We start from the raw sequence: 24679 nt of genomic DNA, 5'->3' as shown, positions 1-24679 counted from the left end.
AACGAGGGAGCCAAGTGCGGCATGGGACGTTCTGCCCCACGCGCTAACGCACTTGCGCTTCTGAACAGGAGATTCGCATGAAGCTCGTTTTTCTGGCCGCCACCGCTCTGATGGCGGCGCCCGCTCTCGCCCAGCAGACCCAGACCGACACCACCGCCCAGGCGGGGATGCAGGCCGGTGCCTCGACCGATACGACCACGACGCAGACCCAGACCGACACGTCGGGATCGATGCAGGCCAATGCCGCCGCGACCGCCGGCACGATGACCGCCGGTGGCTATCAGCCCGCCCAGCCGCCGATGGCCGCCCCGCCCGCCCCGGGCGCGCCGGTCGTGTTCCAGCAGGCACCAAGCCCGTCCCAGGCCTATCCAGCCCCGGCGCCGCTCAAGAGCTATCCGATCTGCAAAAAGGGTCAGTATGACCAGTGCCGTCAGCGTGGCGGCAAGTAACAGGCGCATCACCCGGCTGTGAAAAAGGCGTCGGTTCCTAATGGGGACTGACGCCATTTCTTTTAGACTGCGAGACATTGCGTCGAACCAACGCAAGCCCCTCCCCTGAAGGGGAGGGGTGAGGTCATCTCATGTCATCCTGCTATAGAGCATCTATTCCTCGACCAGTTTCATCAGACGCCGCTCGACCGGGGCCAGAACCGGCCCCAGCTCATGCCCCCGCTTCAGCACCGCCCCGCCCTCACCGATCAGTGCCCACATGCCCTGGCGGTTGCGCAGCGCCGGGCGCTTCTCGATCCGGAATTCGGGACGTTCCGCCGCACGGCGAAAGGCGGAGAAAATGGCCGCATCGCGTCCCATATCCATCGCATAGTCGCGCCAGTGTCCGGCCGCGACCATCCGGCCGTAAAGGTCGAGGATACGGGTCAGTTCCGCGCGGTCGAACCCCACCTGCCCCGCCGTCTTGGGAAAGGGTACGACCCCCATCAGGCCCGATCGCGCTCTTCGCCCTGCTCGGCCAGCACTGCGTCCAGCCGTCGCCGCATCGTCTCCAGCTCGCAACGGAGCATTTCGATCTTCTGGGTCTGGGGATCGAACATCTCGGAACAAGGCGTGCCGTAAGGGACGAAGCGCTTCTCCGGCGCAGCGCCGCCCTCGACGATCGTGGGTCGAGCGGGAATGCCGACCATCACCGCACCCTCGGGCACGTCGCGCGTGACGACCGCGTTCGCCCCGACCCGCGCGCGCGGCCCCACGATGATCGGCCCCAGCACCTGCGCACCGGATCCGACGATCGCGCCGTCCATCAGCGTCGGATGGCGCTTGCCCGCCACGCCATTGTCCGGGCTGGTGCCGCCCAGGGTCACGCATTGATAGATCGTGACGTCGTCGCCGATTTCCGCCGTCTCGCCGATGACGACAAAGCCGTGGTCGATGAAGAAATTGCGCCCGATCTTGGCACCCGGATGAATATCGATCGCGGTCAGGAAGCGGGTGAAATGATTGACCAGCCGGGCGAGGAAAAACGCCCGCGACCTGTACAGCCGATGCGCGACCCGGTGCCCGGCCAGCGCCCAGACGCCGGGGTACAGCAAAATCTCCGCACGCGAATGCGGAGCGGGATCGCGAGCCCGGATCGAATCGAGATAAGCGGCCAATCGGCTCGGCATGAGCATGTCCCCAGATGCGATACGCGCATTTAGGCATAGGCTCGGGCAAAATCCAGATCGCCCCCCTCGATTGACCAACGCTTGCCTGGCACCGGGCAAACTCTATCGCGGTTGCAGCGTTGCTTGAGAAACGGCATGGCCGCCGGTCATTAAGCACAGGAGACATGATGGACCCGACCAGTACCGAGCTGATCCACATCCTGCCATTCGTGGCCGTGGGTTTCGCCGCGCAGGTGGTCGACGGTGCGCTGGGCATGGCCTTCGGGGTGATCTCCAACACGCTGCTCATCAGCCTGGGCGTTCCGCCCGCCGCCGCCTCGGCGGGCGTCCACAGTGTCGAGACCTTTACCACCGCGGTCTCCGGGATCAGCCATGTGGTGCATCGCAACGTCAACTGGCGGCTGTTCCTGCGACTGATGATCCCCGGCGTGATCGGCGGCGCGCTGGGGGCCTATGTCCTGTCCAACATCGATGCGGCCGTCGTGAAACCCTTCATCCTGGCCTATCTGACCGGCATCGGCATCTACCTGCTGATCCGCGCCTGGCGGCACAAGGCGGCGACGCGCGAGCCCAGGATCGTCGAGCCCTTGGGGTTCCTCGGCGGCTTTCTGGACGCCGCAGGCGGCGGCGGCTGGGGGCCGGTCGTGACGTCCAACCTGCTGGCCCAGGGCGCCGCGCCGCGCACGACTATCGGAACGGTCAACACCGCCGAGTTCTTCCTGACCGCGACCATCTCGGCGACGTTCATCACCCAGCTGGGCTGGGGTGCCTTCACCATGGCGACGGTCGGACTGCTGATCGGCGGGATCTGCGCGGCCCCGTTCGGGGCGATGCTCGCCAAGCGGGTTCCGGCGCGAACCCTGTTGACGCTGGTCGGGGTAATCCTGACGCTGACCAGCCTTTGGGGATTGTACCAGGCGATCACGCGGTAAATCCTCCCCTGCAAGGGGAGGTGGCAGCGCGTAGCGCTGACGGAGGGGTGTCACGGTCTGTGGCGACGCCCCTCCACCACCGGGCTGCGCCCGGCGGTCCCCCTCCCCAAGCTTCGCTTGGGGAGGATTTGGGCTACGCGACGGCCGAGTGAACGGTCGCCACGGCCTGCATCACCGCTGCGATCCGAACGGCGGTCTGGATGACCTCGGCCGAAATCCCGGCCTTCTTCAGCACCGCCTCATGGGCATCGATGCACATGCCGCAGCCGTTGATCGCCGACACCGCCAGGCTGAACAGCTCGAAATCGATCTTGTCGATGCCCGGGGCGCCGATCACGTTCATGCGCAGCTTGGCGGGCATGTTACGATATTCCTGGTTCCCGGCCAGGTGCGTGAAGCGGTAATAGACATTGTTCATAGCCATCACCGCCGCCGCCGCGCGCGCAGCATTGGCCGCCTCCGGCGACAGCTTGGAGGCGCATTCCGCCTCGGCCGCGTCGACCAGCGGCTTGTGGCCGGTGCCATGCGCGCAGGCGAGCAGCAGGCCATATTTACGCTGGTCGTTCAGCACTGGCTCGTTGAGCAGCGAGCCGACGTTCAGGCGGATATCCTTGGCGAAGTCGGGCAGCTGCCCGGCAAATTCCTTGAGGGACATGGGATTGCTCCAGATAGACGACGCCCCAGTCCGGGCCTCCGATCCGCGGTGGACCAGCGACCCTCGCCGGGGCGTCGGGAATGATGGGCACGGGGACGTCACCGCCCCCGGGCCGACAGGATTACTCGGCGGCGAGCTGGAGGACGTCGTCGCCCTTGTTCCAGTTGCACGGGCACAGCTCGTCGGTCTGCAGCGCGTCGAGGACACGCAGCGTCTCGGCCGGGTTGCGGCCGACGTTCAGGCCGTTGATCGTGACGTGCTGGATGACATTGTCGGGATCGATGATGAACGTCGCGCGGTAGGCGACGTGCTCGTTCTTGTCGACGATGCCCAGCGCGTCGGCGAGGACGCGACCATTGTCCGCGATCCAGGGGAAATCGGCAGCGGCCAGATCCGGGTCCGACTTGCGCCAAGCCAGGTGGACATGCGCGGTGTCGGTCGACGCGCCGATGAGCACGGCATCGCGGTCCTCGAAGTCACCCTTCAGCTCGGAATAGCCGACGATCTCGGTCGGGCAGACAAAGGTGAAGTCCTTCGGCCAGTAGAACAGGACCTTCCACTTGCCCTCATAGGAGGTGTCGCTGATCGTCTCGCCGGCGGGCAGCGCGTTGGTGCCCTGCTGGACGGGAACGGTGAATGCGGGGAGCTTGTCTCCAACGGTCAACATGGCAATCTGCCTCCTTCTTTCATAAAATTCGGCTTCAGCCATCCTCTCGCACGACCGGCGGTTGGCCCGCCTGTATTCGATGCCGCAACAGATATGGGGACTGGCGCCTTTGATCCAACAAGCTATTTGTCACATCGCAATCGACTGAGACGATCAATGGCCGCGACCTATCTACCGACCCTGAAACAGTTACAATATCTCGTGGCCCTGCAGGACCATGGCCATTTCGGCCGGGCGGCGGATGCGTGTTTCGTCACGCAATCCACCCTCTCGGCGGGCCTGCGCGAGCTGGAGACGCTGATCGGCGTGACGCTGGTCGAGCGGACGCGGCGCGTCGTGCGCTTCACGCCGCTGGGCGAACGCATCGCCGACAAGGCGCGCCGCGTCCTGCGCGAGGCGGACGAGCTGGGCGACATGGCCCGCGCCGCCGGACGGCCCCTGTCGGGGGAGATGCGCATGTCGGTGATCCCGACCATCGCACCCTTCATGCTGCCGCGCATCCTGCCCCGTCTGCGGCGCGACTTTCCCGACCTGAAGCTGTTCCTGCGCGAGGAGCCGAGCGGCCCGGCTTGCGAGCGCCTGCACAATGGCCGTACCGATTGCGTCCTGCTCGCGCTCCCCTATGCCTGTGGCGAGGTGACGGCCGAGCCGTTGTTCGACGACCGACTGTTCGTCGCCTTCCCGACCGACGAGGAGGTGACGCCGCCTGCGGCCTTCCCGGCCTCCGCGATCGACGAGGCGCGGCTGTTGCTGCTGGAGGACGGACATTGCCTGAAGGACCATGCGCTGGCCGCGTGCAACCGCCCCGAACTGCGCGCGGAGGCGACGATGCTGGGCACCTCGCTCCACACCATCGTCCAGATGGTCGACAATGGCCTGGGCATGACGATGCTGCCCGAAATGGCGCTGCGCTCGGGCATTCTGGATAATACCCATATCACCGCGCGGCCGCTTGACGCCGAGAATGCGGTGCGCAAGATCGCGCTGGTCTGGCGTCGCGCCAGCCCCCGGGAAAAGGATTTTCGTTTGTTGGCACAGGTGCTTGCGGAAGCAGCTTGATCGGCACCCTGCGCGTCCCCTTCGATATCATCCCATCTTCAGGAGATTTCGCCCATGACCCATAATGCACGGCGGCTGGTGGCCGTTCTGCCGCTCATCGCCATGATCGGACTGGGTGGCTGCGGGCGCGGGCGGGATCAGCGCGAGGCGCCCGCCGCTCCGTCCAGCGCGCCGGTCGTCGCGCCCCCGGCAGCGCCGCAGCCGGATCAGCCGATGGTGCCCACCCGCACCATTCTCGACAATGCGACGGCCACGCCCTCTCTTTCGTCGCTGGTCGCCGCGATCCGCGCCTCCGGGCTGGCGACCACGCTGGCAGGTCCCGGTCCCTATACCCTGTTCGCGCCGTCGAACGAGGCCTTCGCGCGGCTTGCTCCCGGTGTGCAGGAGCAGTTGCTGCAGCCCGCAAACCGGGATTCGCTGGTCAAGCTGATCCGCTTTCACATGGTCCCCGGCGTCGTGGGCATCGCCGACCTGCAACAGCAGATCGCCGCTGGTGGCGGCACCGCCAAGCTGATGACCGTCCAGGGCGAGTGGCTGACCGTCAGCATGACCCAATCGGTCATCACCCTGACCGACAGCAGCGGTAACAAAAGCTATATCGAAGCTGGCGACATGCCCCAGGCGAACGGCGTCATTCACATCGTCAATGGTGTCTTGGTGCCAAAACTGGATTAAGTGCGTTACTCCCGGCAGGACGGCCGTTTCGCTTCGGGAACGGCTGGCCTGCCCTTCACCATGCGGCGCGATGCGACCCCGCTCCGCCGCCAGAAGAACGGGAGTATGCTTTTAATGTTGAAGACTTTTGCCATTCTCGTGTCCGCCACCGCCCTGACCGGCGCGGGTGCCGCCATCGCCCAGACGGCGCCGCAGACCACCCCGATGCAGCCCGCACCTGCCCAGACGGCCACCGCCGCCCCGGGCCAGGCTGCTCCGATGGCCCCGGCCACCGCGACGCCCGCCGCGACCGGCACCATCGTTCAGGTCCTGGCCGCGACGCCGGACCGCAGCACGCTGGCGCGCCTGGTCACGACGGCGGGACTGACCGCCGACCTGTCCGGCCCCGGCCCCTTCACCGTCTTCGCACCCAGCAACGAGGCGTTCAGCCGTATGCCCCCGGGCGCGCTCGACACGCTGAGCAAGCCGGAGAACAAGGCCACGCTGGCGACGATCCTGAAATACCACGTCGTCTCGGGCAAGGTGACCGCCGACCAGCTGAAGGCGCAGATCGCGGCCGGTAACGGCACCACCACGCTGACGACGCTCGCCGGTCAGCCGCTGACCGCGCAGCTCGGCCCGAACGGCAACATCATGCTGACCGACGTGAATGGACAGAAGGCCTATGTCGACAAGGCCGACGTCCAGGCGACCAACGGCGTCGTGCATCTGACCAACGGCATCAACGTACCGAAGATCGGCTAAATCGCCGGATCGTCGAAACAGGGAAAGGCGGGGCTTCGGCCTCGCCTTTTTCTATGCGGTCCAGCGTTCGGCGGCCGCCGTGTCGCTTTCGCGTGCCTCGACCCAGCGGGCGTCATGCCCCCGCGTCTCGCGCTTCCAGAAGGGCGCGTCGGTCTTCAAGCGATCGATCAGATACGCACAGGCATCGAGCGCGTCGCGCCTATGAGGGGCCGCCGCCAGGACCAGCACGATCCGCTCGCCCGGCCGCATGGGGCCGACCCGGTGGACGATCGTTGCCGCCTGAAGCGAGCAGCGATCCACCGCCTCGCGCGCGATCCGCTCCAGTGCCGCCTCGGTCGCGCCGGGGTAATGTTCCAGCTCGAGGCTGTCGACTCCGTCATCGGCGCGAACCAGCCCGCAAAAGCTTGCCACCGCGCCGACGTCCTGCCCTTCGACCCGCGCCATTTCCTCGGCCAGGTCGATGGGCGCGCGCGATACCAGGACGCGGATCATCCGCCCGTCACCGGCGGAAAGATCGCAACCTCACGGGCATTGCCGATGGCGGCATCGAGACCGACGAAATTCTGGTCGACCGCCGCGCGCAGCCGCTCCGGCTCGGCCATAGCCTCGGCATAGCCGCCACCCCGCGTCGCCAGCCATGCGACCAGATCGGCGACCGTCGCGACATGCTCGGGCAACGTCACCGTCTCTTCGGCGTGCCCGATCCGCTCGCGGACCCAGGCGAAATACAGGATCGTCAGCATCATCAGCTATCCATATGCTTGAGGCCGACGCGCAGATAGTCCCAGCCGGTGACGAGCGTCAGCACCGCCGCGGCCCAGAGAGCCGCCAGGGCCGCCCCATGCATCCACGGCCAACCGGGCAGCGCGCCGCCCAGGATCAGACCGCCGAGCGCGATCAGTTGCAGCGTCGTCTTCCACTTGGCCAGTCGCGACACCGGCACCGAGACCTGCAACTGCGCCAGGAATTCGCGAAGCCCCGACACCGCGATCTCGCGCAACAGGATGACGAGGCCCGCGACCACGCTCAACCCGCTCAAGACCTGCACGGCGACCAGCACCAGTATGACCGAGGCGACCATGATCTTGTCGGCGATGGGATCAAGAAAGACGCCCAGCTTCGACACAGCCCCCTGCGCACGCGCCAGATAGCCGTCGAAATAGTCGGTGATGCCCATCAGGCAGTACAGCGCAAAGGCGATGCCGTAGCCCAATGCCCAATCGGGCTGCCACAACAGCCCCGCGAGCAGCGGCACGGCCAGGATTCGCGAGAGCGTCAACAGGTTGGGCAGCGTCAGCATGTCGCCTTCTAACCGCTCGTGCGCCCATGACAAACCGCTTTAAGCGGTTGGCGATATGGGTACGCATAGCTATGTTGGTGTCATCCTGTTGCCACGATCGGGCCATTTTTCGTTATGCTCAATGCCCTCGGGCTTCTCAAACAGCGTCGCTTCCTGCCGCTGTTTGCCACCCAGTTTCTCGGCGCATTCAACGACAACCTGTTCAAGACGTCGATGGTGCTGTTCGCCACCTATGCGATCTTCACCGACCCCCATTCCGAATTCTACTTCAACTGCGCCGCGACCGGCGCCGCCATCCTGCCCTTCGTCTTCCTGTCGGCGCTGTCGGGACAATTGGCCGACAGCCATGACAAGGCCAAGATCATCCGCATCGTGAAGACGGTCGAGATCGGCATCATGCTGGTCGGTGCGGGTGGCCTGCTGATCGCCAAGGCGGGTTATACCACGGCCGGACTGGCGCTGATGCTGGGCACGGTGCTGGCGCTGGGTGTGCATTCGACCTTTTTCGGGCCTATCAAATACGCCATCCTGCCCCAGCATCTGGAAGCCGAGGACATATTGGGCGGCACCGGTCTGGTCGAGGCGGGGACCTATCTGGCGATCCTGCTCGGCACGGTCGCGGCGGGCTGGATCCCGATCGAGGCGGCGGCCGTCGGCGTCATCGTGGTCGCGGTGATCGGCTGGTTCCTGGGCCGCCAGGTGCCCCCCGCCCCGCGCGAAGGGCCACCGCTGAAGCTCAACTACAACCCCTTCACCGCCTCGTGGCGGCTGATCTCGGCGACGCTGCATATCCGCCGCCTGTTCCTGGCGATCATCGCGATCAGCTTCTTCTGGACGATCGGCGCGGTCCTCATCATCATCTTCCCCCCGCTGGTGAAGAATGTCCTGACGGCGGACAAGGAAGTCGCCAGCCTCGCCATCGCGATCTTCTCGATCGGTGTCGCCATCGGCTCGGTGGTCATCAACACGATGCTGAAGGGTGAGATTTCGGCGCGCTATTCGCCCATGTCGGTGATCGCGATGGGCGCGTTCGTCGTGCTGTTCTCGTTCCTGTGCCGCAACTGGACCCCGGCGGCGGGGGGTGGCCTGTATAGCTGGCAGGCGTTCCTGGCCGAGCCGCGGGCGATCGGCATCCTCGCCACGCTTCTGGCGATCGCGACGACCGGGGGCATGTTCGTCGTACCGCTCTATGCCTTCCTGACCACCACGGTCGAAAAGGACCAGACGGCGCGCACAGTGGCGGCGAACAACATCGTGAACTGCTTTGCCATGACGATCGGCTCGGTCCTGGCCTTCGCGATCAGTGCGGCGGGCGTTTCGTCGGCCGACATGCTCTTCGTGGTCGCGGCCATGTGCCTGGTATCGGCCTGGCTCGCGCTGCTGCTGCACCGCGCCTGTGACGATGTTTCCGCCGAACCGGCTTAAAACAGAAACGTATAGATGCTGATGAAGAAGGCCGTGAAGCTGAGGACGAACAACCGGATATCCTGATCGTCGTCCTGCCGCCGCCGTGTTTTGACGGGGGGCGGCAGCGTGCGCCGAACGGGGTGACGGGCAGCTTCGTTGGTCAGGACAAGGCGGCGTCTCATAGCCCCCTGTTAACGCCTCGTTTACCATTTCGGCAGCGGCCCGATATCGGACCGGCTGTCCCCGCTGCCCCGTATCGAGACAGCGGGGACAGGGGATCAATGGTCGTGTGCGCCCGATGCGCCGATGCCCGTCTCCGAGCGGATGCGCTGCGCCGGATAGCCCGCCTTGTCGATCGCCGCCCGGCCGCTGCGATCGGTGATCGACACCAGCCAGATGGTCAGGAACGCCAGCGGCATCGAGAAGATAGTCGGCGAGCCATAGGGGAAGATCGGTGCGGCATGGCCCAGCACCGTCACCCAGATGGCAGGCGACAATATGGTCAGCACCAAAGCGGTCAGCAGCCCGACCAGGCCGCCTGCAACCACGCCCCGCGTCGTGCAGCCCGACCATAGCAGCGACAGGAACAACACCGGGAAGTTCGCGGACGCCGCCAGCGCAAAGGCCAGGCTGACCATGAAGGCGACATTCTGCTTCTCGAACAGGATGCCCAGCAGGATCGCGATGACCGCCAGCACCAGCACGGTGATCCGCGACACTTTCAACTCGGAGGCGGAGTCCGCCTGCCCCTTCTTGATGACGGTCGCATACAGGTCATGGCTGACTGCCGAGGCCCCCGACAGGGTCAGGCCCGCCACCACCGCAAGGATGGTCGCGAACGCCACCGCCGAGATGAAGCCGAGGAACAGGTTGCCGCCGACGGCCTGCGCCAGATGGATCGCCGCCATGTTGCTGCCACCCCTCAGCGCACCTTCGGCATCAAGAAAGCCCGGGTCGGTGGCGACCAGCACGATCGCGCCGAAACCGATGACGAAGGTCAGGATGTAGAAATAGCCGATCCACCCCGTCGCCCACAACACCGAGCTGCGCGCCGCCTTGGCGTTCGGCACGGTGAAGAAGCGCATCAGGATATGCGGCAGGCCCGCCGTGCCGAACATCAGCGCCGCCCCGATCGAGATGGCGGAAACGGGATCCTTGATGAACCCGCCCGGCCCCATGATCGCCCGGCCCTTCGTCACCGCCTCGTCCGGCCCCGCGCCCGCCAGAGCGGCGAGCGCCGTCTTCACCTCGATCGCGCGGGCGAACAGTGCCTCAGGGCTGAACCCGAACCGCGCCAGCACCGCGATCGCCATGAAACTGGCAGCACCCAGCAGCATCATCGCCTTGACGATCTGGACCCAGGTCGTCGCCGTCATGCCGCCGAACAGGACGTACATCGTCATCAGCACGCCGACGATGATGACCGCATAGCCATAGGGCAGACCGAACAGCAGGCGGATCAACTGCCCCGCCCCCACCATCTGCGCGATCAGATAGAACAGGACGACCAGCAGCGTCGAACAGGCAGCCACCATCCGCACCGGCGTCTGGGCGAAGCGGAAGGACGCGACATCGGCGAAGGTGAACCGCCCCAGATTGCGCAACCGCTCGGCCATCAGGAACAACAGGATCGGCCAGCCGACGAGAAAGCCGATCGAATAGATCAGCCCGTCATAGCCATCGGCATAGATCTGCGCCGAAATGCCCAGGAACGAGGCGGCGGACATGAAGTCGCCCGCAATCGCCAGGCCGTTCTGAAACCCGGTGATCCCGCCCCCGGCGGTGTAGAAATCGGATGCCGTCCGGGTCCGCCGCGCGGCCCAGCGGGTAATGGCCAGCGTCAGCGCGACAAAGGCCGCGAACATGCCGATAGCCGTCCAGTTCGTCGCCTGCTGGACGGCCGGGCCGATGGCATGAGCCTCAGCCGCCGAAACCGGCAGCAGCGTCAAGGCGGCGGCAAGCGGAATCCCGCCGCGCGTCATGCACCATACTCCGCCCGGAGTGCGTCGATGACCGGATCGAAATCGCGATTGGCCCGCCATACATACAGGCCGGTCAGCACGATCGCGAGCGCGATCACCCCCAGCCCGATCGGTATGCCCCAGCTCGTCGCCCCGCCGCTGACCGAACGGGCGAGCAGCGCCTTGTCGAAGGCGATGGTCAGGATGAACCCGAAATAGACGATCAGCATGATGACCGTCAGGACCGTCGTGAAACGCCCTCGCTTGCGAACCAACGCGATATAGCGCGGATCGCTGGCCAGACGGGCTGCGGCATCCTCCATGGCAATCTCCTAACCCCCGCACCGTAGATCGGTGTCGTGGCCGCCATGCTCCCTTGCCCGTGACGCGGCGTCAAGCGCGATTGGGGCGATAGGCGTTCAGGTCGATGCCGTGCCGCGCGACCTTGTCGTAAAAGGTCTTGCGCGGGATGCCGAGCACGGCGAGCGCCGCGCGGACGTCGCCCGCCACCTCCTCCAGCACGGCGCGGATCGTCGCGCCCTCGAACTGCTCGACCCGTTCGGGCAACGGCAGCGGATCGCCCGCCTCCCGCGCGTCCCCGAACAGGCCCAGCGCGACGCGATTGGCATAGTTGCGCACCTCACGCACATTGCCCGGCCAGTCATGCGACAGCAGCCGCGCCTGGATACTGCCGTCGATCATCGGCACCGGCCGCCCGAACCGCTCCGCCGCCTCGCGAAGGAAATGGGCAAAGAGCAACGGCACATCGGCCCGCCGCTCGCGCAAGGGCGGCACGCGCAGCCGCACCGCGTCGAGACGGTAGAGCAGGTCGGCGCGGAACCGCCCCTCCTCCACCGCCCGCGCCAGATCGGACTTGGCGGCCGCGACGATGCGCAGGTCGAGCAATTGCGGATCCTCCGCCCCGATCGCGCGGACCTCCCGCTCCTCGACCACGCGGAGCATCCGACCTTGCAGCGCAGGGGCCATGCTGTCGACCTCGTCGAGGAACAACGTGCCGCGATGCGCCGCCGCGATGCGTCCCGGCGTCCGGCCATGCGCCTGGCCGAACAACTCGTCCTCGGCAATCACCTCGGGCAAGGCCGCGCAGTCGACCGCGATGAAGGGCCGCGTCCGCCTGGCGCTCCAGCGGTGGAGCAGCAGCGCGACCAACTCCTTGCCCGTCCCCGTCTCTCCCTCGACCAGCACGTCGACATCGGCCTGGGCGACCTGTCGCACCGTATCGCGCAGCCGCATCATGACCGGCGTTTCCCCGATCAGCGGATAGGCGCCCTGCGCCTCCTCCGCCGCCCGTCGCAGCCGCCGGTTGTCGAGAACCAGCCGCCGCATCTCCAGCGCGCGTTCGGCGCTGGAGATCAGGTGATCGGCGGCGAAGGGCTTGGCGACGAAGTCATGCACACCCTGCTTCAGAGCGGCGACCGCCATGGGCACGTCGCCATGCCCGGTCATCAGGATCACCGGGATCTCGGCGTCGATCGCGGCCACCCGCTTGGACAATTCGATCCCGTCCAGGCCGGGCATCCGTATGTCGGACACCACCATGCCCGGAAAATCGGCGCTGATCACCGCCAGCGCCGCCAGCGGATCGCCATGCGCCTCGACATCGATACCGGCCAGTTCGAACGACTGGGCCAATGCCTGGCGCAGCACCGTGTCGTCATCGACCAGCAGAACCCGCAACGTCTCGCTCATGCCCGGCGCATCCTCAAACGAAAGCCTGCGCCGCCCAGGCTTGAAGGGATAGTTTCCAGCACGCCGCCAAACTCCGTCATGATATCCCGCGCAATCCCCAGACCCAGGCCCAGCCCATCGGGCTTGCCGGTCACGAAGGGGGTGAAAATCTCGGTCGCAATGGCCGGGTCCAGACCGGGGCCGTTATCCTCCACGGTCAGTTCGACGCTATCGGGATGCTCGATAACCGTCAGTCGCACACGCGGCGATGGCGTCTCCGCCACGGCATCCAGGGCGTTCTGCAGAAGATTGACCAGCACCTGCTCCAGCCGAACCCGCCCGGCCACGACCCGGGGCAGCGCCTCGCCTCTCGGTCGTTCCAGCGCGACCCCGGCCGTGCGGAACCGATCGCCGATCAGCAGCATGGTGCCATCCAGCACCGCCTCCAGCGATACCGGTCCCAGGCCATGCGTCCCGCGCCGGACGAAGCGCCGCATCTCCTGGACGATCGATCCGATCCGCTCGGTCAGCTCGACGATGGTGGCCAGGTTGCCCGCCGCCTTGTCCGGCTTGTCGCGCGACAGGAAGGTGCGGGCATTGTCGGCCAGCGTGCGGATCGCCGCCACCGGCTGGTTGATCTCATGCGCCACGCCCGCCGTGATCGAGCCGAGCGAACCCAATCGGTTGGCCTGCGCCAGCTCCTCGCGCGCGGCACGGAAACGCTGGTCGGCGCGAATACGCTCGGAAATCTCGACGGTCAGCTGATCGTTGGTCGCGCGCAATTCGGCAGTCCGCCGGGCGACCTCCTCCTCCAACGCCTCACGCGCCATCGCCGCGCGTTCGGCGCGTGTCCGTCGCCAGATCGTCAACAGGGTCAGGCCGATCAGCCCGACCGCGATCAGTGCCGTGACCGATCGGACCCAGCCGTCAGCTTCCTTCAGCGCAGGCTTGGAGGGAAGGATATGCACCAGCTGCCACCGGGGGAGCGGTGCAGGCGTGACGCCGACAACATAGCGCGCGCCCTCGCGGTCGGTCGCATCGATGCCCACGATCCTGTAGGGGCCGGGGCGAAGGGCCATCGTACCGAATTGCTGGCTTTCGCGGATCGCTTTCTGGGCAGAAGGGATCAGCGTGCGGGTCAGCGTGAATTCCGCGGCAGGATCGGTCGTGACCACGACCACGCCATGATCGTCGAGCAACAGGGTCTGCCCCGCATCGCTCGCCCAGGCCTGCACCATATGGGCGAATTCGACCTTTACGACGACCACGCCGTCCGGGGCCGCCGCAGGTCCGATCCGTCGGGCGAGAAAGAGGCCAGGCCGGTGGCTCGTATTGCCCAGGGCGAAATATTCGGACGTGCCGGTTCGCATCGCTTGCCGGAAATAGGGACGAAACCCGTAATCGCGCCCGACAAAGCTGTCCCCAAGGCCCGCATTGGAGGCCGCGACCGTCCGCCCTCGCCTGTCGATCGCGTAGATGACCGGCGCACCCGTGCGCTCGGCCAATCCACGCAGCTTCTCGTTCAGTCGCGCGGCAGCCTCGACCGACCCGTTGCGCAGGGCGTCGCCGACATCGGGATATTCAACCAACACGATGGGCAGCAGCCGAAAGCGCTGCAACTCGCTGTTCAGCAGCCTTTCTTCCTGTCGGGCGATGCGAACGGCTTCGCCACGAAGGTCGGAGATCGCCTGCCTGTGGGCATAGAGACGCAGCAAGGAACCGGCGACGATCGTCAGCAGCACGACCGCGATCAGCGGCAGCGCATGGCGCCGAACCTGGGCGCGGCCGAGATGGGGCGGCGGTGACATATGTGCGAAATATCGCAACCTGCTTCCAAATACCATGCGGATTTTCGCGCGACACAGGTCCAACCCGAATAATTTTTCGTTATTTTACAATGTGATGAAGGCCATTTTGAGAAAATTGAAATCCCCGGCGGCATTCCGCACACTGACGACAATTCGGAAGCGCGGCCTACCGCGTCCGGCCCACTTTTTTGTAGAGGATGCTGAAAAGTCATGATCGCCCAAGATTATGCCGTGGCAGAGGCGCCCCGCCGGGCGCGTATCTGGTCCCATCTATATGTACAGGTTCTGTTCGCGATCGCGCTGGGCGCGATCATCGGTCATTTCTGGCCCAGCTTCGGCGAATCGCTGAAGCCGATCGGCGATGCCTTCATCAAGCTGGTGAAGATGATCATCGCCCCCGTCATCTTCCTGACGGTCGTCACCGGTATCGCTGGTATGCGCGAACTGGGCTCGGTCGGCCGCGTCGCCGGTAAAGCGTTCTTCTACTTCATCACTGTCTCGACCTTCGCGCTGATCGTCGGCCTCATCGTCGCCAATGTCGTCCAGCCCGGCGCGGGCATGAACATCGATCCCAGCACGCTGAAGGTCGGGTCGATCGCCGAATATACCGCCAAGGCGCATGACACGACCGTCACCGGCTTCCTGCTGGGCATCATCCCCGATACGCTGATCAGCGCGTTCACGCAGGGCAACATCCTGCAGGTGCTGATGGTCGCCATCCTGTTCGGCATCTCGATGGCACTGGTCGGCGAGCCTGCCCGCCCGCTGCTGAACAGCCTGGAGCGGATCAGCGTCGTCGTCTTCCGCATGGTCGGCATCCTGATGCGCGCCGCCCCGATCGGTGCCTTCGGCGCCATCGCCTTCACCATCGGCAAGTACGGCGTCGGCAGCCTGGTCAATCTCGGCGCGCTGGTCGCGACCTTCTACCTCACCTCGATCCTGTTCGTGGTCGTCGTGCTGGGCACCATCGCCCGCGCCAACGGCTTCTCGGTCCTGAAGCTGATCCGTTACCTGAAGGCCGAACTGCTGCTGGTCCTCGGCACCTCGTCGTCCGAGGCCGCCCTGCCGAACCTTCTCGTGAAGATGGAAAAGGCCGGTTGCGAGAAGTCGGTCGTCGGCCTGGTCGTCCCGACCGGCTATTCCTTCAACCTGGACGGCACCAACATCTACATGACGCTGGCCGCGCTGTTCATCGCTCAGGCCTGCGGTGTCGACCTGTCGCTCGGCCAGCAGCTGGCGCTGCTCCTCGTCGCGATGCTGTCGTCCAAGGGTGCCGCGGGCGTCACCGGCGCGGGCTTCATCACCCTGGCCGCCACCTTGTCGATCGTGCCGGACGTGCCGGTCGCGGGCATGGCGCTGATCCTGGGCGTCGACCGCTTCATGTCGGAATGCCGCAGCCTGACCAACTTCATCGGCAACGCGGTCGCCACCGTCGTGGTCGCCCGTTGGGAAGGTGCTCTCGACAAGGACGCCCTCGACGCCGCGCTGAGCGGCAAGCCGATGCTCTCCACCGCTGCCCCGGTCCAGCCCGCCATCGCCTGATACCAAACCCGGCCCGGCCGACGGCATCGGCCGGGTCATTTGTTTACCAGGATGTTATAGGCAGTCGCCGCGACGACATATTGGTCCGATTAAGGGGGGACATTTTCATGAAAACTCTATGGCTTGCCGGCACCGCCTTGGTGACGGCGATGGGGGCGGCGATTTCCCCGGCGACGGCACAGACCGTCACCCCGAAGGCCGCGGCCGAACCCGCCAGCCCTGCCAGCACCGCCTATCCCACCAGCGCGGCGGGCGACGGCAATACCGTGGCGGGCTATAACCAGTCGCGCTGGGCCGAGGACTGGCGCAAATATTGCGATCCGTCCAAACGCGACGACGTCATCGACGCCCTGAAATGCGTGAAGCTGACCGAGGACGGAAAGTCCTATGTCACCTTCTCGGGCGAGCTTCGCACCCGCGTCAACATCACCACCAATCCCAACCTCCGCGAAGTGCAGCAGCAGCGTCAGGATATCGCCCGCATCGTCGGCGGCGCGGACGTCCATCTCGGCGATCACTTCCGCGTCTTCGGGGAACTGGGCCGCGCCGAACTCCAGGGGATCAACCTGGGCGCACCGGGCGGCAACCTGCGCAACCAGCTGGCCGTGCAACAGCTCTTTGCCGAGGTGAAGGGCAAGGCTCTGGGTCTCGACGTCGGTGTGCGTGCCGGTCGCCAGGAATTCTTCGACGGGCCGCAGCTGCTGACGGTCGGTCGTGACAACAACACGTTGTTCTTCGTACTCGACGGCGTCCGCGCCTATGCACGCGGAAAGGATGCCCGCATCGACGTGTTCGACCTGAACTATGTAACCTATGGCTTCAAGGGCATCGGCGACGACAGGACCAACCCGGACGTGCGGTTCTCGGGCGCGACCTTCGGCTTCCGCCTGTCGCCCAAGCTGTTCGGCGGGTCCAAGCTGTACGTCGATCCCTTCATCTGGCGGTTGCGAAACCGTCGTGCCGTCTGGGGACCGACGACCGGGTTGGAGGAACGCTATTTCCTGGGCCTTCATGCCTATGGCGATGCCGGGCCGATCAATATCGACTGGACGGTCAACAACCAGCGCGGCACCTTCAACAACCGCCCGATCGAGGCATGGCAGGCGTTCGTTGCCCAGACCTATCGCCTGGGCAATAAGCCCGACGCGCCGCGCGTCGGCGTGCATTTCGACTATGGCTCGGGCGGCGGCGCCTATCAGCGGACGGGCGAGTTGAACACGACCAACGGCCTGTTCGGCAACAACATCTATTATAGCTACGGGTTGTTCCTGACGCCGACCAATCTGCTGTACACGGCACCCAACTTCACCTTCTCGCCGTTCAAGGGCGTGCGTCTGGCGACGGAATATGGCTTTGCCTGGCGGCCCAACGAGTTCGACGCCGTGTACCGCGCCAGCGGCGCGCCTTGGGCGGGCACGCAGAATGTGCGCGGCAAGAAGGTGGCCGAGGTCGCCCGCCTGCAGGCGACATGGACCATCACGCCACGCCTTTCGTTCGTTGGCCGTTACGAACACTTCAAGGCGGACACGGTGCTGCAACGCGCCAATCTGAAAAGCTCGGACTTCTGGGCAGGATGGTTGAGCTTCCGCTTCTAACAAGCCGGCAGAAAACGAAAATTAGGAAAAAGGGGAAATACGACATGACCAGTATCACCGCCGATCCCGGGCGCGAGCGGCTGAAAGCCATCATCGGTGGCTCGACCGGCAATCTCGTCGAATGGTTCGACTGGTATGTCTACTCCGCCTTTACCCTGTACTTCGCGCCGCATTTCTTCCCGTCGGCTGATCGCACGGCCCAGTTGCTGAGCGCGGCGGCCGTGTTCGCGGTCGGCTTCATCATGCGGCCGATCGGGGCATGGGTCATGGGCATCTATGCCGATAGCCGCGGACGCAAGGCGGGGCTCAGCCTGTCGGTCACGCTGATGTGTGCGGGCTCGCTGATCATCGCGGTGACGCCGGGCTATCAGACGATCGGCCTGGCCGCCCCGGCACTGCTGGTGCTGGCGCGCCTGATGCAGGGTCTGTCGGTCGGTGGCGAATATGGCGCCAGCGCGACCTATCTGTCGGAGATGGCGGGCAAGGACCGGCGCGGTTTCTTTTCGTCCTTCCAATATGTCACGCTGATCTCCGGCCAGTTGCTCGCCATCTGCGTCCTGCTGATCCTGCAATCGACCATGAGCGAGGCGGCGCTGGACGAATGGGGCTGGCGCATTCCGTTCGCGCTGGGGGCGGTGCTGGCGGTCGTGGTCTTCTACATCCGCCGCGGTCTGGCTGAAACCACGAGCTTCAAGAATGCCAAAAAGGAAGGCGCGCCCAAGTCGGGGCTGGTCCAGCTGTTCACCAAGCACCCGAAGGAAACCATGACGGTCATGCTGCTGACCGCCGGCGGGACGCTCGCCTTCTATGCCTATTCGATCTACATGCAGAAGTTCCTGGTCAACACCAGCGGCTTCAGCCGCGAGGTCGCCAGCCAGATCAACGCCGTGACCCTGTTCGTCTTCATGCTGCTGCAGCCGCTGGCGGGCGGGCTGTCGGACCGGGTCGGCCGCAAGCCGCTGATGGTCGCGTTCGGCATTGCAGGCGTGTTGCTGACCTATCCGATCTTTTCGACGCTGGAGACGACGCGCGATCCGATCGTCGCGGGGGCGCTGGTCATGGGCGCGCTGATCATCGTCACCGGCTATACCTCGATCAACGCGGTGGTGAAGGCCGAGCTTTTCCCGGCGCACATCCGTGCGCTGGGCGTCGCCCTGCCCTATGCGCTGGCCAACACCATCTTCGGTGGTACGGCGGAGTCAGTCGCCCTGCTGTTCAAGAAGGCGGGCTTCGAGCAGGGCTTCTACTGGTATGTCACCGCGATGATCGGCGTCTCGCTGATTGTCTATCTGCGGATGCGCGACACCCGCAAGAACAGCCAGATCGTCGAGGATTGATCCCTACCCGCCCCGTTTGGCGAGGACACGCGATACGATCGGGCCGAGGCTATCCGCCTTGGCCCGATCCATATGTGAGACAGGCGTGATAAGCGCCTGATCGAGCACGGTGTCGATCGGCGACGCGGTCCGCTCCTCGGGCAGCATGGCAGCCAGTTCTGCGACCAAAGCCCGCGCGGTCGCCGCATTCCGGCCCAGTTGCGCGAGGATCGCATCGACTTCGACATGTGCCTCGTCCTCACGCCAGCAGTCATAGTCGGTGACCATGCCGATCAGCGCGTAAGGCAGTTCCGCCTCGCGGGCCAACTTCGCTTCGGGCATCGCGATCATGCCGATCACGTCGGCGCCCCATTGCCGATAGAGATGGCTCTCGGCACGGGTCGAGAATTGCGGCCCCTCCATCGCGAGATAGGTGCCGCCATGGACCATGCTGGCCCCCGCCCGCTCTCCCGCCTGCGCCGCCAGGGTCGACAGACGCGGGCAGACGGGATCGGCCATCGAGACATGGGCGACCAAGCCTTCGCCGAAGAAGCTGGTGTCACGGTGGACGGTCCGGTCGATGAACTGATCGACCGCGACGAAATGACCGGGCGGCAGTTCCTCGCGCAGCGACCCGATGGCTGAGATCGCCAGTATGTCGGTGCAGCCTGCCAGCTTCAGCGCATGGATATTGGCACGTGCATTGACCTCGGTCGGCGACAGGCGATGCCCCCGACCGTGGCGCGGCAGGAAGACGAAACGGACATTCCCGATGCGGCCGCGCACCAGCGTATCGGACGGTGCACCCCATGGCGTGTCGAGCAGCAGCATCTCGACATCCGCCAGCGCATCGATCGCATAAAGGCCGGAGCCGCCGATGATCCCGATCGTCCAGCCCGTCATATCACGCTCCTGTTGCATCGCCTCGCCGGTTAGGCGCTCCTTTACACAAAGCAAAGGGGCGCACGGGGGGAGGATCCCGTACGCCCCTCGCTCAACCGCGTCGGCCGGGGGTTCGGGGATTTAGCCGGACGCGGGAACCGTGGACGCCGCCCCTGTCTCGCGCAGGCCACCGCCCAGCGCAACATAGAGGGTGACGTCGTTCTGAAGGGCGGCGCTGCGCAACGTCAGCAACTGCTGCTCGGCGGAGAACAGGTTGCGCTCGGCATCCAGCACTTCGAGATAGATGGCGATGCCGTTGGTATAGCGAAGCCGCGCCGTGCGGGCGAGCCGCCGCTGCGCATCGACCGCGCGGGTCTGCGCCTCGATCTGTTCGGCATAGCGACGCCGGGCGACCAGCGCGTCGGCGACCTCGCGGAAGGCGCCCTGCACCGCGCGCTGATAGGCGGCGGTCAGCTCGTCGGCCTGCGCCCGGCTGAGCTTCAGCTGCGCGTTACGACGCCCCCAGTCGAAGATGGGGAGCAAGGCTGCCCCCTGCACCTGATACTGCCGCGAATTGCCGTCGATCAGGCTGCTGAGCGCAGGCGAGACGAAGCCCGCCAGCCCGGTGAGCGAAATGCTGGGCAGGAACGCCGCGCGCGCTGCGCCGATATTGGCGTTGGCGGCGCGCAGTTGCTGTTCGGCCTGAAGCACGTCGGGCCGGTTGACCAGAAGGGCCGACGGCAGACCGGGCTCGATCGCCGCGAACTGGTTCTGATCGCCCAGGCGCCGCCCCGCCGGAAGCGGCGTGGCGATCGGACCGCCGACCAGCACCGTCAGCAGGTTCTGCGACTGGGCCACCGTACGGCGCAGCTCGGCAAGCTGCGTTTCCGCCTGGGTCAGCAGCGCCGCCGCCTGATCGTAATCGACGCTGGACGTCACACCCGCATCCATTCGCCGCTTGGCGATGCTCAGCCCATCGCGGCGGCTGGTGACGGTCTGCTCGGCGAGCGCGATCTGCTCTTCGGCAGCGCGAATCTGGAGATAGGTCGCGGCGACCTGTCCGACCAGCGACAGGCGGAAGGCGCGTTCGGCCTCGACCGTCGCCAGATATTGCCGTCGCTGCGCCTCGGCGAGGTTGCGGACCCGACCCCAGAAATCAAGCTCGAAGCTCGACACCCGCGCGCCCAGCGAGAACTGGTTATAGGTGATCGAGGTCGGGTTGTCCGCATTGCCCGCTCCGGGAATGGCGTTGCCGAAGCCAAGTGAGTTAAGCGGCACCCGCGTCCGGGATGCCCCAGCCGTGGCATCCAGCGCCGGCAGACGCTGCGCATCCTGGATACGATATTGTGCCCGCGCCTGCGCCACCCGCGCCACCGCTTGGGCGAGGTCGCGATTGTTGGCGAGCGCGGCGGCGATATAGGCCTTGAGCTGCTCGTCGGCGAAGAATTCGCGCCAGCCGATCTCCGCCGCCGTCCGGGTGCCGCTGGCCGCCTCGGGATAGGTGGCGGACACGGGTGCGATCGGCTGGCGATATTGCGGCGCCAGGTTGCAGCCTGCCAGCGCGCTGGTCAGCGCCAGCGCGGCGGCCGCACGGGAAATCCCCTTACGCATGGGCCTGGCCCTCCTCTTCGCCGGTTCGCTCGTCACGCTCGCGCGCTTCTTCCTCGGCATCCGCCGCCTCATGGTCATGTTCGCGCGCCAGCCATTTCTTGGCCGCAATGTAGAAGACCGGCGTGAAGAAGATGCCGAACGCGGTTGCCGCGATCATGCCGCCCATCACGCCGGTGCCGACCGCACGACGGCTGGCCGCACCCGCCCCCGTCGCGATGAACAGTGGCACCATGCCCAGGATGAAGGCCAGGCTGGTCATCAGGATGGGGCGCAGACGCTGGCGAGCCGCCTCCAGCGTCGCCTCGAACGGCGAACGACCGCCCTCCTCGTCCTCGATCGCGAATTCGACGATCAGGATCGCATTCTTCGCCGCCAGGCCGATGATCGTGATGAGACCGACGTTGAAATACACGTCCGCCGAGAAGCCCCGGAAGATGGTCATCAACACCGCGCCCAGCACACCGAACGGCACCACCAGCAACACCGCCAGCGGGATCGCCCAGCTTTCATACAGCGCGGCCAGCAGCAGGAAGACGACGATCAGCGACAGGCCCAGCAACAGGCCGATCTGGCCACCCGCCTGCTGTTCTTCATAGGCGGTGCCGGTCCACTCGAAGCTCATGCCCGCGGGCATCACTTCGCGTGCGATCTTCTCCATTTCCTTCAACGCGGTGCCGGTCGACTGGCCGGGCGCGGCCATGCCCGAGACGGTCAGCGACGGATAGCCGTTATACCGCTCCAGCTGCTGCGGCCCGTTCTGCCAACGAACCTTCGTAAAGGCCGAGAACGGCACCATATTGCCCTGGCTGTTGCGGACACGCAGCGCCAGTACGTCGTCGGGGGACATGCGCTGAGGTGCATCGGCCTGAAGATAGACGCGCAACACATTGCCTTCGCGAACGAAGTCGTTCGCATAGGCCGAGCCGAAGGCGATCGACAGCGTCTGGTTCACGTCCGCGATCTGAAGCCCCAGCGCGCGCGCCTGGATCCGATCGATGTCGACATAGAGCTGCGGCGCCGGTCCCAGACCTTCGGGGCGAACGCCCATCAGCGTCTTGTTCTGCGATGCCTTGGCCAGGATCGCGCCCTGGGCCTGCTGCAACGCCGCTGCGCCCAGGCCCGAACGATCCTCGATCTTCATCGAGAAGCCGGTCGCATTGCCCAGCGCCTGGATCGGCGGCGGGTCGAGCGCGAAGATGGTCGCCTCCGGGATCGACTGGACGAAGCCCATCGTCTTGCCGACCAGCGTGGTCGAGTTGTTCTCGGTCCCCTTGCGGTCGTGCCAGGGTTTCAGGTTGACGAACGAGATACCCGCCGCCTGGCCCTGACCGAAGAAGTTGAAGCCGGCGACCGACACGATGTCGGACACCTGCGGCTGGGCGTGGAGGAACTTCTCGACCTTGGTGATCGCCTCGCCCGTCCGCTCCAGCGTCGCGCCGGGGGCGGCATCATACGATACGAAGATATAGCCCTGGTCCTCGGTCGGCAGGAAGCCGCCGGGGATACGCGTGAACATCAGGCCGGTGACGACGACGACAACGGCGAACACCGCCAGCCAGCGAACCGGCCGCGACATCATCCGCTTCACGCCGCCCGTATATTTCTCCGTCCCCCGGCCGAACTTGTCGTTGAACCAGTTGAAGAAACGCTGCGGCAGGCCGCGAACGCCCGGCTTGGGCTCGGGCCGATCCTCCGGATGCGCGTCCTCCTGCTTCAGCAACGTCGCGCACAGCGCAGGCGTCAGCGTCAGCGCGAGCACGGCCGAGAAGAAGATCGACACCGCCAGCGTCACCGAGAACTGGCGATAGATTCCGCCGGTCGAGCCTGGGAAGAATGCCATGGGAATAAACACCGCGACCAGCACCAGCGTGATGCCGATGATCGCGCCGGTGATCTGCCCCATCGCCTTCACGGTCGCGCGGCGGGGGCTCAGCCCCTCCTCCGACATGATACGCTCGACATTCTCGACGACCACGATCGCGTCGTCGACGAGGATGCCGATCGCCACCACCATGCCAAACAGCGACAGTGTGTTGATGGAAAAGCCGAAGGCCAGCAGGCCGATACACGCGCCGCCCAGTGCGATCGGCACGACGATCGCCGGGATCAGCGTAGCGCGCCAGTTCTGGAGGAACAGGAACATCACCAGGAAGACGAGGATCATCGCTTCGACCAGCGTATGGATCACGCTGTCGACCGAAGCGGTGATGAACGGCGTCGTGGTGAAGGGAACGCTCCACGTCACATCGGCGGGGAAGCTTGTCTGAAGCTGCTTCATCTTGGCGGTGACCGCGTCCGCCGTCGCCAGCGCATTCGCGCCACTGGCCAGCTGAACGGCCAGACCCACGGTTTCCTTGCCGTTCAGGGTCAGGCGGAACCCGTAATTGTCCTTGCCCAACTCGACACGCGCCACGTCACCCAGCCGCACGGCCGAGCCGTCCGGGTTGGCCCGGATGATGATCTGGCGGAATTGCTCGGGCGTGGCAAAGCGGTTCTGGGTGATGATCTGCGCGGTGAACTCTGCAGTCCGGTTCAGCGGCTGGGCGCCGATCGAACCGCCCGCCGTTTGGCTGTTCTGCTCCTGCACGGCAGCCAGCGCTTCGGACGCCGAGAGGCTATACCCGGCCAGCTTCTGCGGATCGAGCCAGATACGCATCGCATAGGGCGAGCCGAACAGCTGCACGTCGCCCACACCATCGATACGGCGAAGCTCGTTGCGGATGTTGTTCTCGGCAAAGTTGCCCATCGCGACCGGGCTGGTCTTGCCCGACTTGGAGCTGAGCGTGATGACCTCGAGGAAGCCCGCCGAGCCCTCGGTCACCTGAATGCCGAGCGCGCGGACCTCCTGTGGCAGGCGCGGTTCGGCGCGGCTGAGGCGGTCCTGGATCTGGGTGCGCGCCACATCCAGGTCGGTGCCCGGCTTGAACGTGACGGTGATCTGCGCGGTGCCGTTGGAACGGCTGGTCGACGCCATATAGAGGAAATTGTCGACGCCGTTCAGTTCCTTCTCGATGACCGCGGTCACCGAACGGTCCATCACCTCGGCATCGGCACCATTATAGGTGACGGCGAGGTTCAGTGCGGGCGGCGCGACTGACGGATAGCTTTCGATCGGCAGCAGCCGCAGCGAAATCACACCGAACAGGGCGATGAAGAGCGCGATCACCCAGGCGAAGACCGGGTGATAGACGAAGAAACGGTTCATGATGCTCTACTCC

The 24679-nt window shown here is 65.7% G+C and carries 24 protein-coding genes; 9 read left to right on the top strand and 15 right to left on the bottom strand.

Annotated features, from left to right (window positions below):
- Positions 1–77: 77 nt before the first annotated feature.
- Positions 78–449 (top strand): hypothetical protein, encoded by a 372-nt coding sequence (locus BSZ14_RS09790; protein ID WP_042488712.1) that lies wholly within the window; start codon positions 78–80, stop codon positions 447–449.
- 153 nt (positions 450–602) lie between these two features.
- On the opposite strand, the gene BSZ14_RS09785 is transcribed toward BSZ14_RS09790, so the two are convergent.
- Together BSZ14_RS09785 and epsC are read right to left on the bottom strand one after the other, a co-directional pair.
- On the bottom strand, positions 603–935 hold the full coding sequence (locus BSZ14_RS09785; RefSeq protein WP_042488677.1) for a DUF2794 domain-containing protein: 333 nt from the start codon (positions 933–935) through the stop codon (positions 603–605).
- On the bottom strand, positions 935–1618 hold the full coding sequence (gene epsC, locus BSZ14_RS09780; RefSeq protein ID WP_042488703.1) for a serine O-acetyltransferase EpsC: 684 nt from the start codon (positions 1616–1618) through the stop codon (positions 935–937). Before epsC ends, BSZ14_RS09785 begins: the two co-directional genes overlap by 1 nt.
- A 167-nt stretch (positions 1619–1785) precedes the next feature.
- Between epsC and BSZ14_RS09775 the strand changes: the two genes are divergently transcribed.
- Positions 1786–2550 (top strand): sulfite exporter TauE/SafE family protein, encoded by a 765-nt coding sequence (locus BSZ14_RS09775; protein WP_089413618.1) that lies wholly within the window; start codon positions 1786–1788, stop codon positions 2548–2550.
- 133 nt (positions 2551–2683) lie between these two features.
- On the opposite strand, the gene BSZ14_RS09770 is transcribed toward BSZ14_RS09775, so the two are convergent.
- Together BSZ14_RS09770 and BSZ14_RS09765 are read right to left on the bottom strand one after the other, a co-directional pair.
- On the bottom strand, positions 2684–3205 hold the full coding sequence (locus BSZ14_RS09770; RefSeq protein ID WP_042488672.1) for a carboxymuconolactone decarboxylase family protein: 522 nt from the start codon (positions 3203–3205) through the stop codon (positions 2684–2686).
- 121 nt (positions 3206–3326) lie between these two features.
- Positions 3327–3872, bottom strand: a complete 546-nt coding sequence (locus BSZ14_RS09765; RefSeq protein ID WP_042488670.1) for a peroxiredoxin — start codon at positions 3870–3872, stop codon at positions 3327–3329.
- 156 nt (positions 3873–4028) lie between these two features.
- On the opposite strand from BSZ14_RS09765, the gene BSZ14_RS09760 reads away from it, so the two are divergent.
- From BSZ14_RS09760 to BSZ14_RS09750, 3 genes are all read left to right on the top strand, one after another.
- The gene (locus BSZ14_RS09760; protein ID WP_042488667.1) at positions 4029–4931 is read left to right on the top strand and encodes a hydrogen peroxide-inducible genes activator; all 903 of its coding nucleotides are present in this window, start codon (positions 4029–4031) and stop codon (positions 4929–4931) included.
- A gap of 54 nt (positions 4932–4985) precedes the next feature.
- Positions 4986–5606, top strand: coding sequence for a fasciclin domain-containing protein (locus tag BSZ14_RS09755; RefSeq protein WP_076710759.1), 621 nt, complete (start codon positions 4986–4988; stop codon positions 5604–5606).
- Positions 5607–5720: 114 nt separating this feature from the next.
- The gene (locus BSZ14_RS09750) at positions 5721–6350 is read left to right on the top strand and encodes a fasciclin domain-containing protein (RefSeq protein WP_083748190.1); all 630 of its coding nucleotides are present in this window, start codon (positions 5721–5723) and stop codon (positions 6348–6350) included.
- A gap of 51 nt (positions 6351–6401) precedes the next feature.
- Here BSZ14_RS09750 and BSZ14_RS09745 read toward each other — a convergent pair whose 3' ends face one another.
- The 3 genes from BSZ14_RS09745 to pgsA are packed head-to-tail and all read right to left on the bottom strand — an operon-like array spanning position 6402 to position 7650.
- Positions 6402–6842 (bottom strand): molybdenum cofactor biosynthesis protein MoaE, encoded by a 441-nt coding sequence (locus BSZ14_RS09745; RefSeq protein WP_076710758.1) that lies wholly within the window; start codon positions 6840–6842, stop codon positions 6402–6404.
- The gene (gene moaD, locus BSZ14_RS09740; RefSeq protein ID WP_042488660.1) at positions 6839–7096 is read right to left on the bottom strand and encodes a molybdopterin converting factor subunit 1; all 258 of its coding nucleotides are present in this window, start codon (positions 7094–7096) and stop codon (positions 6839–6841) included. Before moaD ends, BSZ14_RS09745 begins: the two co-directional genes overlap by 4 nt.
- A complete protein-coding gene (gene pgsA / locus BSZ14_RS09735) occupies positions 7096–7650 on the bottom strand; it encodes a CDP-diacylglycerol--glycerol-3-phosphate 3-phosphatidyltransferase (RefSeq protein WP_042488657.1) in 555 nt (184 codons plus the stop codon). The genes moaD and pgsA overlap by 1 nt, the downstream gene beginning before the upstream one ends.
- Positions 7651–7764: 114 nt before the next feature.
- Here pgsA and BSZ14_RS09730 point away from each other — a divergent pair, with 114 nt between their 5' ends.
- Complete coding sequence (locus tag BSZ14_RS09730; protein WP_042488654.1) at positions 7765–9075, top strand: MFS transporter; 1311 nt, start codon at positions 7765–7767, stop codon at positions 9073–9075.
- Here BSZ14_RS09730 and BSZ14_RS19875 read toward each other — a convergent pair.
- The 5 genes from BSZ14_RS19875 to BSZ14_RS09710 form a co-directional block, all read right to left on the bottom strand.
- Positions 9072–9239 (bottom strand): hypothetical protein, encoded by a 168-nt coding sequence (locus tag BSZ14_RS19875; RefSeq protein ID WP_198930491.1) that lies wholly within the window; start codon positions 9237–9239, stop codon positions 9072–9074. The genes BSZ14_RS09730 and BSZ14_RS19875 overlap by 4 nt on opposite strands.
- Before the next feature lie 96 nt (positions 9240–9335).
- Positions 9336–11039 carry a cation acetate symporter gene (locus BSZ14_RS09725; protein ID WP_076710757.1) on the bottom strand — a complete coding sequence of 568 codons (1704 nt, stop codon included), beginning with the start codon at positions 11037–11039 and terminating at the stop codon, positions 9336–9338.
- Entirely contained in the window at positions 11036–11341 is a 306-nt protein-coding gene (locus tag BSZ14_RS09720; RefSeq protein WP_042488648.1) for a DUF485 domain-containing protein, read from the bottom strand. Before BSZ14_RS09720 ends, BSZ14_RS09725 begins: the two co-directional genes overlap by 4 nt.
- A 70-nt stretch (positions 11342–11411) precedes the next feature.
- Positions 11412–12728 (bottom strand): sigma-54-dependent transcriptional regulator, encoded by a 1317-nt coding sequence (locus BSZ14_RS09715; RefSeq protein ID WP_076710756.1) that lies wholly within the window; start codon positions 12726–12728, stop codon positions 11412–11414.
- Entirely contained in the window at positions 12725–14515 is a 1791-nt protein-coding gene (locus BSZ14_RS09710) for a sensor histidine kinase (RefSeq protein ID WP_076710755.1), read from the bottom strand. Before BSZ14_RS09710 ends, BSZ14_RS09715 begins: the two co-directional genes overlap by 4 nt.
- A 210-nt stretch (positions 14516–14725) precedes the next feature.
- On the opposite strand from BSZ14_RS09710, the gene BSZ14_RS09705 reads away from it, so the two are divergent.
- From BSZ14_RS09705 to BSZ14_RS09695, 3 genes are all read left to right on the top strand, one after another.
- The gene (locus BSZ14_RS09705) at positions 14726–16057 is read left to right on the top strand and encodes a dicarboxylate/amino acid:cation symporter (protein ID WP_042488641.1); all 1332 of its coding nucleotides are present in this window, start codon (positions 14726–14728) and stop codon (positions 16055–16057) included.
- Between the two features lie 107 nt (positions 16058–16164).
- Positions 16165–17652 carry an alginate export family protein gene (locus BSZ14_RS09700; protein WP_076710754.1) on the top strand — a complete coding sequence of 496 codons (1488 nt, stop codon included), beginning with the start codon at positions 16165–16167 and terminating at the stop codon, positions 17650–17652.
- Positions 17653–17696: 44 nt separating this feature from the next.
- Entirely contained in the window at positions 17697–18989 is a 1293-nt protein-coding gene (locus BSZ14_RS09695; protein ID WP_042488639.1) for an MFS transporter, read from the top strand.
- Positions 18990–18992: 3 nt separating this feature from the next.
- On the opposite strand, the gene mtnP is transcribed toward BSZ14_RS09695, so the two are convergent.
- The 3 genes from mtnP to BSZ14_RS09680 form a co-directional block, all read right to left on the bottom strand.
- A complete protein-coding gene (gene mtnP / locus BSZ14_RS09690) occupies positions 18993–19871 on the bottom strand; it encodes an S-methyl-5'-thioadenosine phosphorylase (RefSeq protein WP_076710780.1) in 879 nt (292 codons plus the stop codon).
- A gap of 120 nt (positions 19872–19991) precedes the next feature.
- A complete protein-coding gene (locus BSZ14_RS09685) occupies positions 19992–21461 on the bottom strand; it encodes an efflux transporter outer membrane subunit (RefSeq protein ID WP_042488636.1) in 1470 nt (489 codons plus the stop codon).
- Entirely contained in the window at positions 21454–24666 is a 3213-nt protein-coding gene (locus BSZ14_RS09680; protein WP_076710753.1) for a multidrug efflux RND transporter permease subunit, read from the bottom strand. Before BSZ14_RS09680 ends, BSZ14_RS09685 begins: the two co-directional genes overlap by 8 nt.
- Positions 24667–24679: the final 13 nt, after the last annotated feature.

Source organism: Sphingomonas sp. Sph1(2015) (assembly GCF_001970915.1).
Taxonomy (GTDB): Bacteria; Pseudomonadota; Alphaproteobacteria; order Sphingomonadales; family Sphingomonadaceae; genus Sphingomonas; species Sphingomonas parapaucimobilis.
The sequence above is the reverse complement of the archived record's forward strand: the minus strand, read 5'-3'. Positions and strand labels throughout refer to the sequence as shown.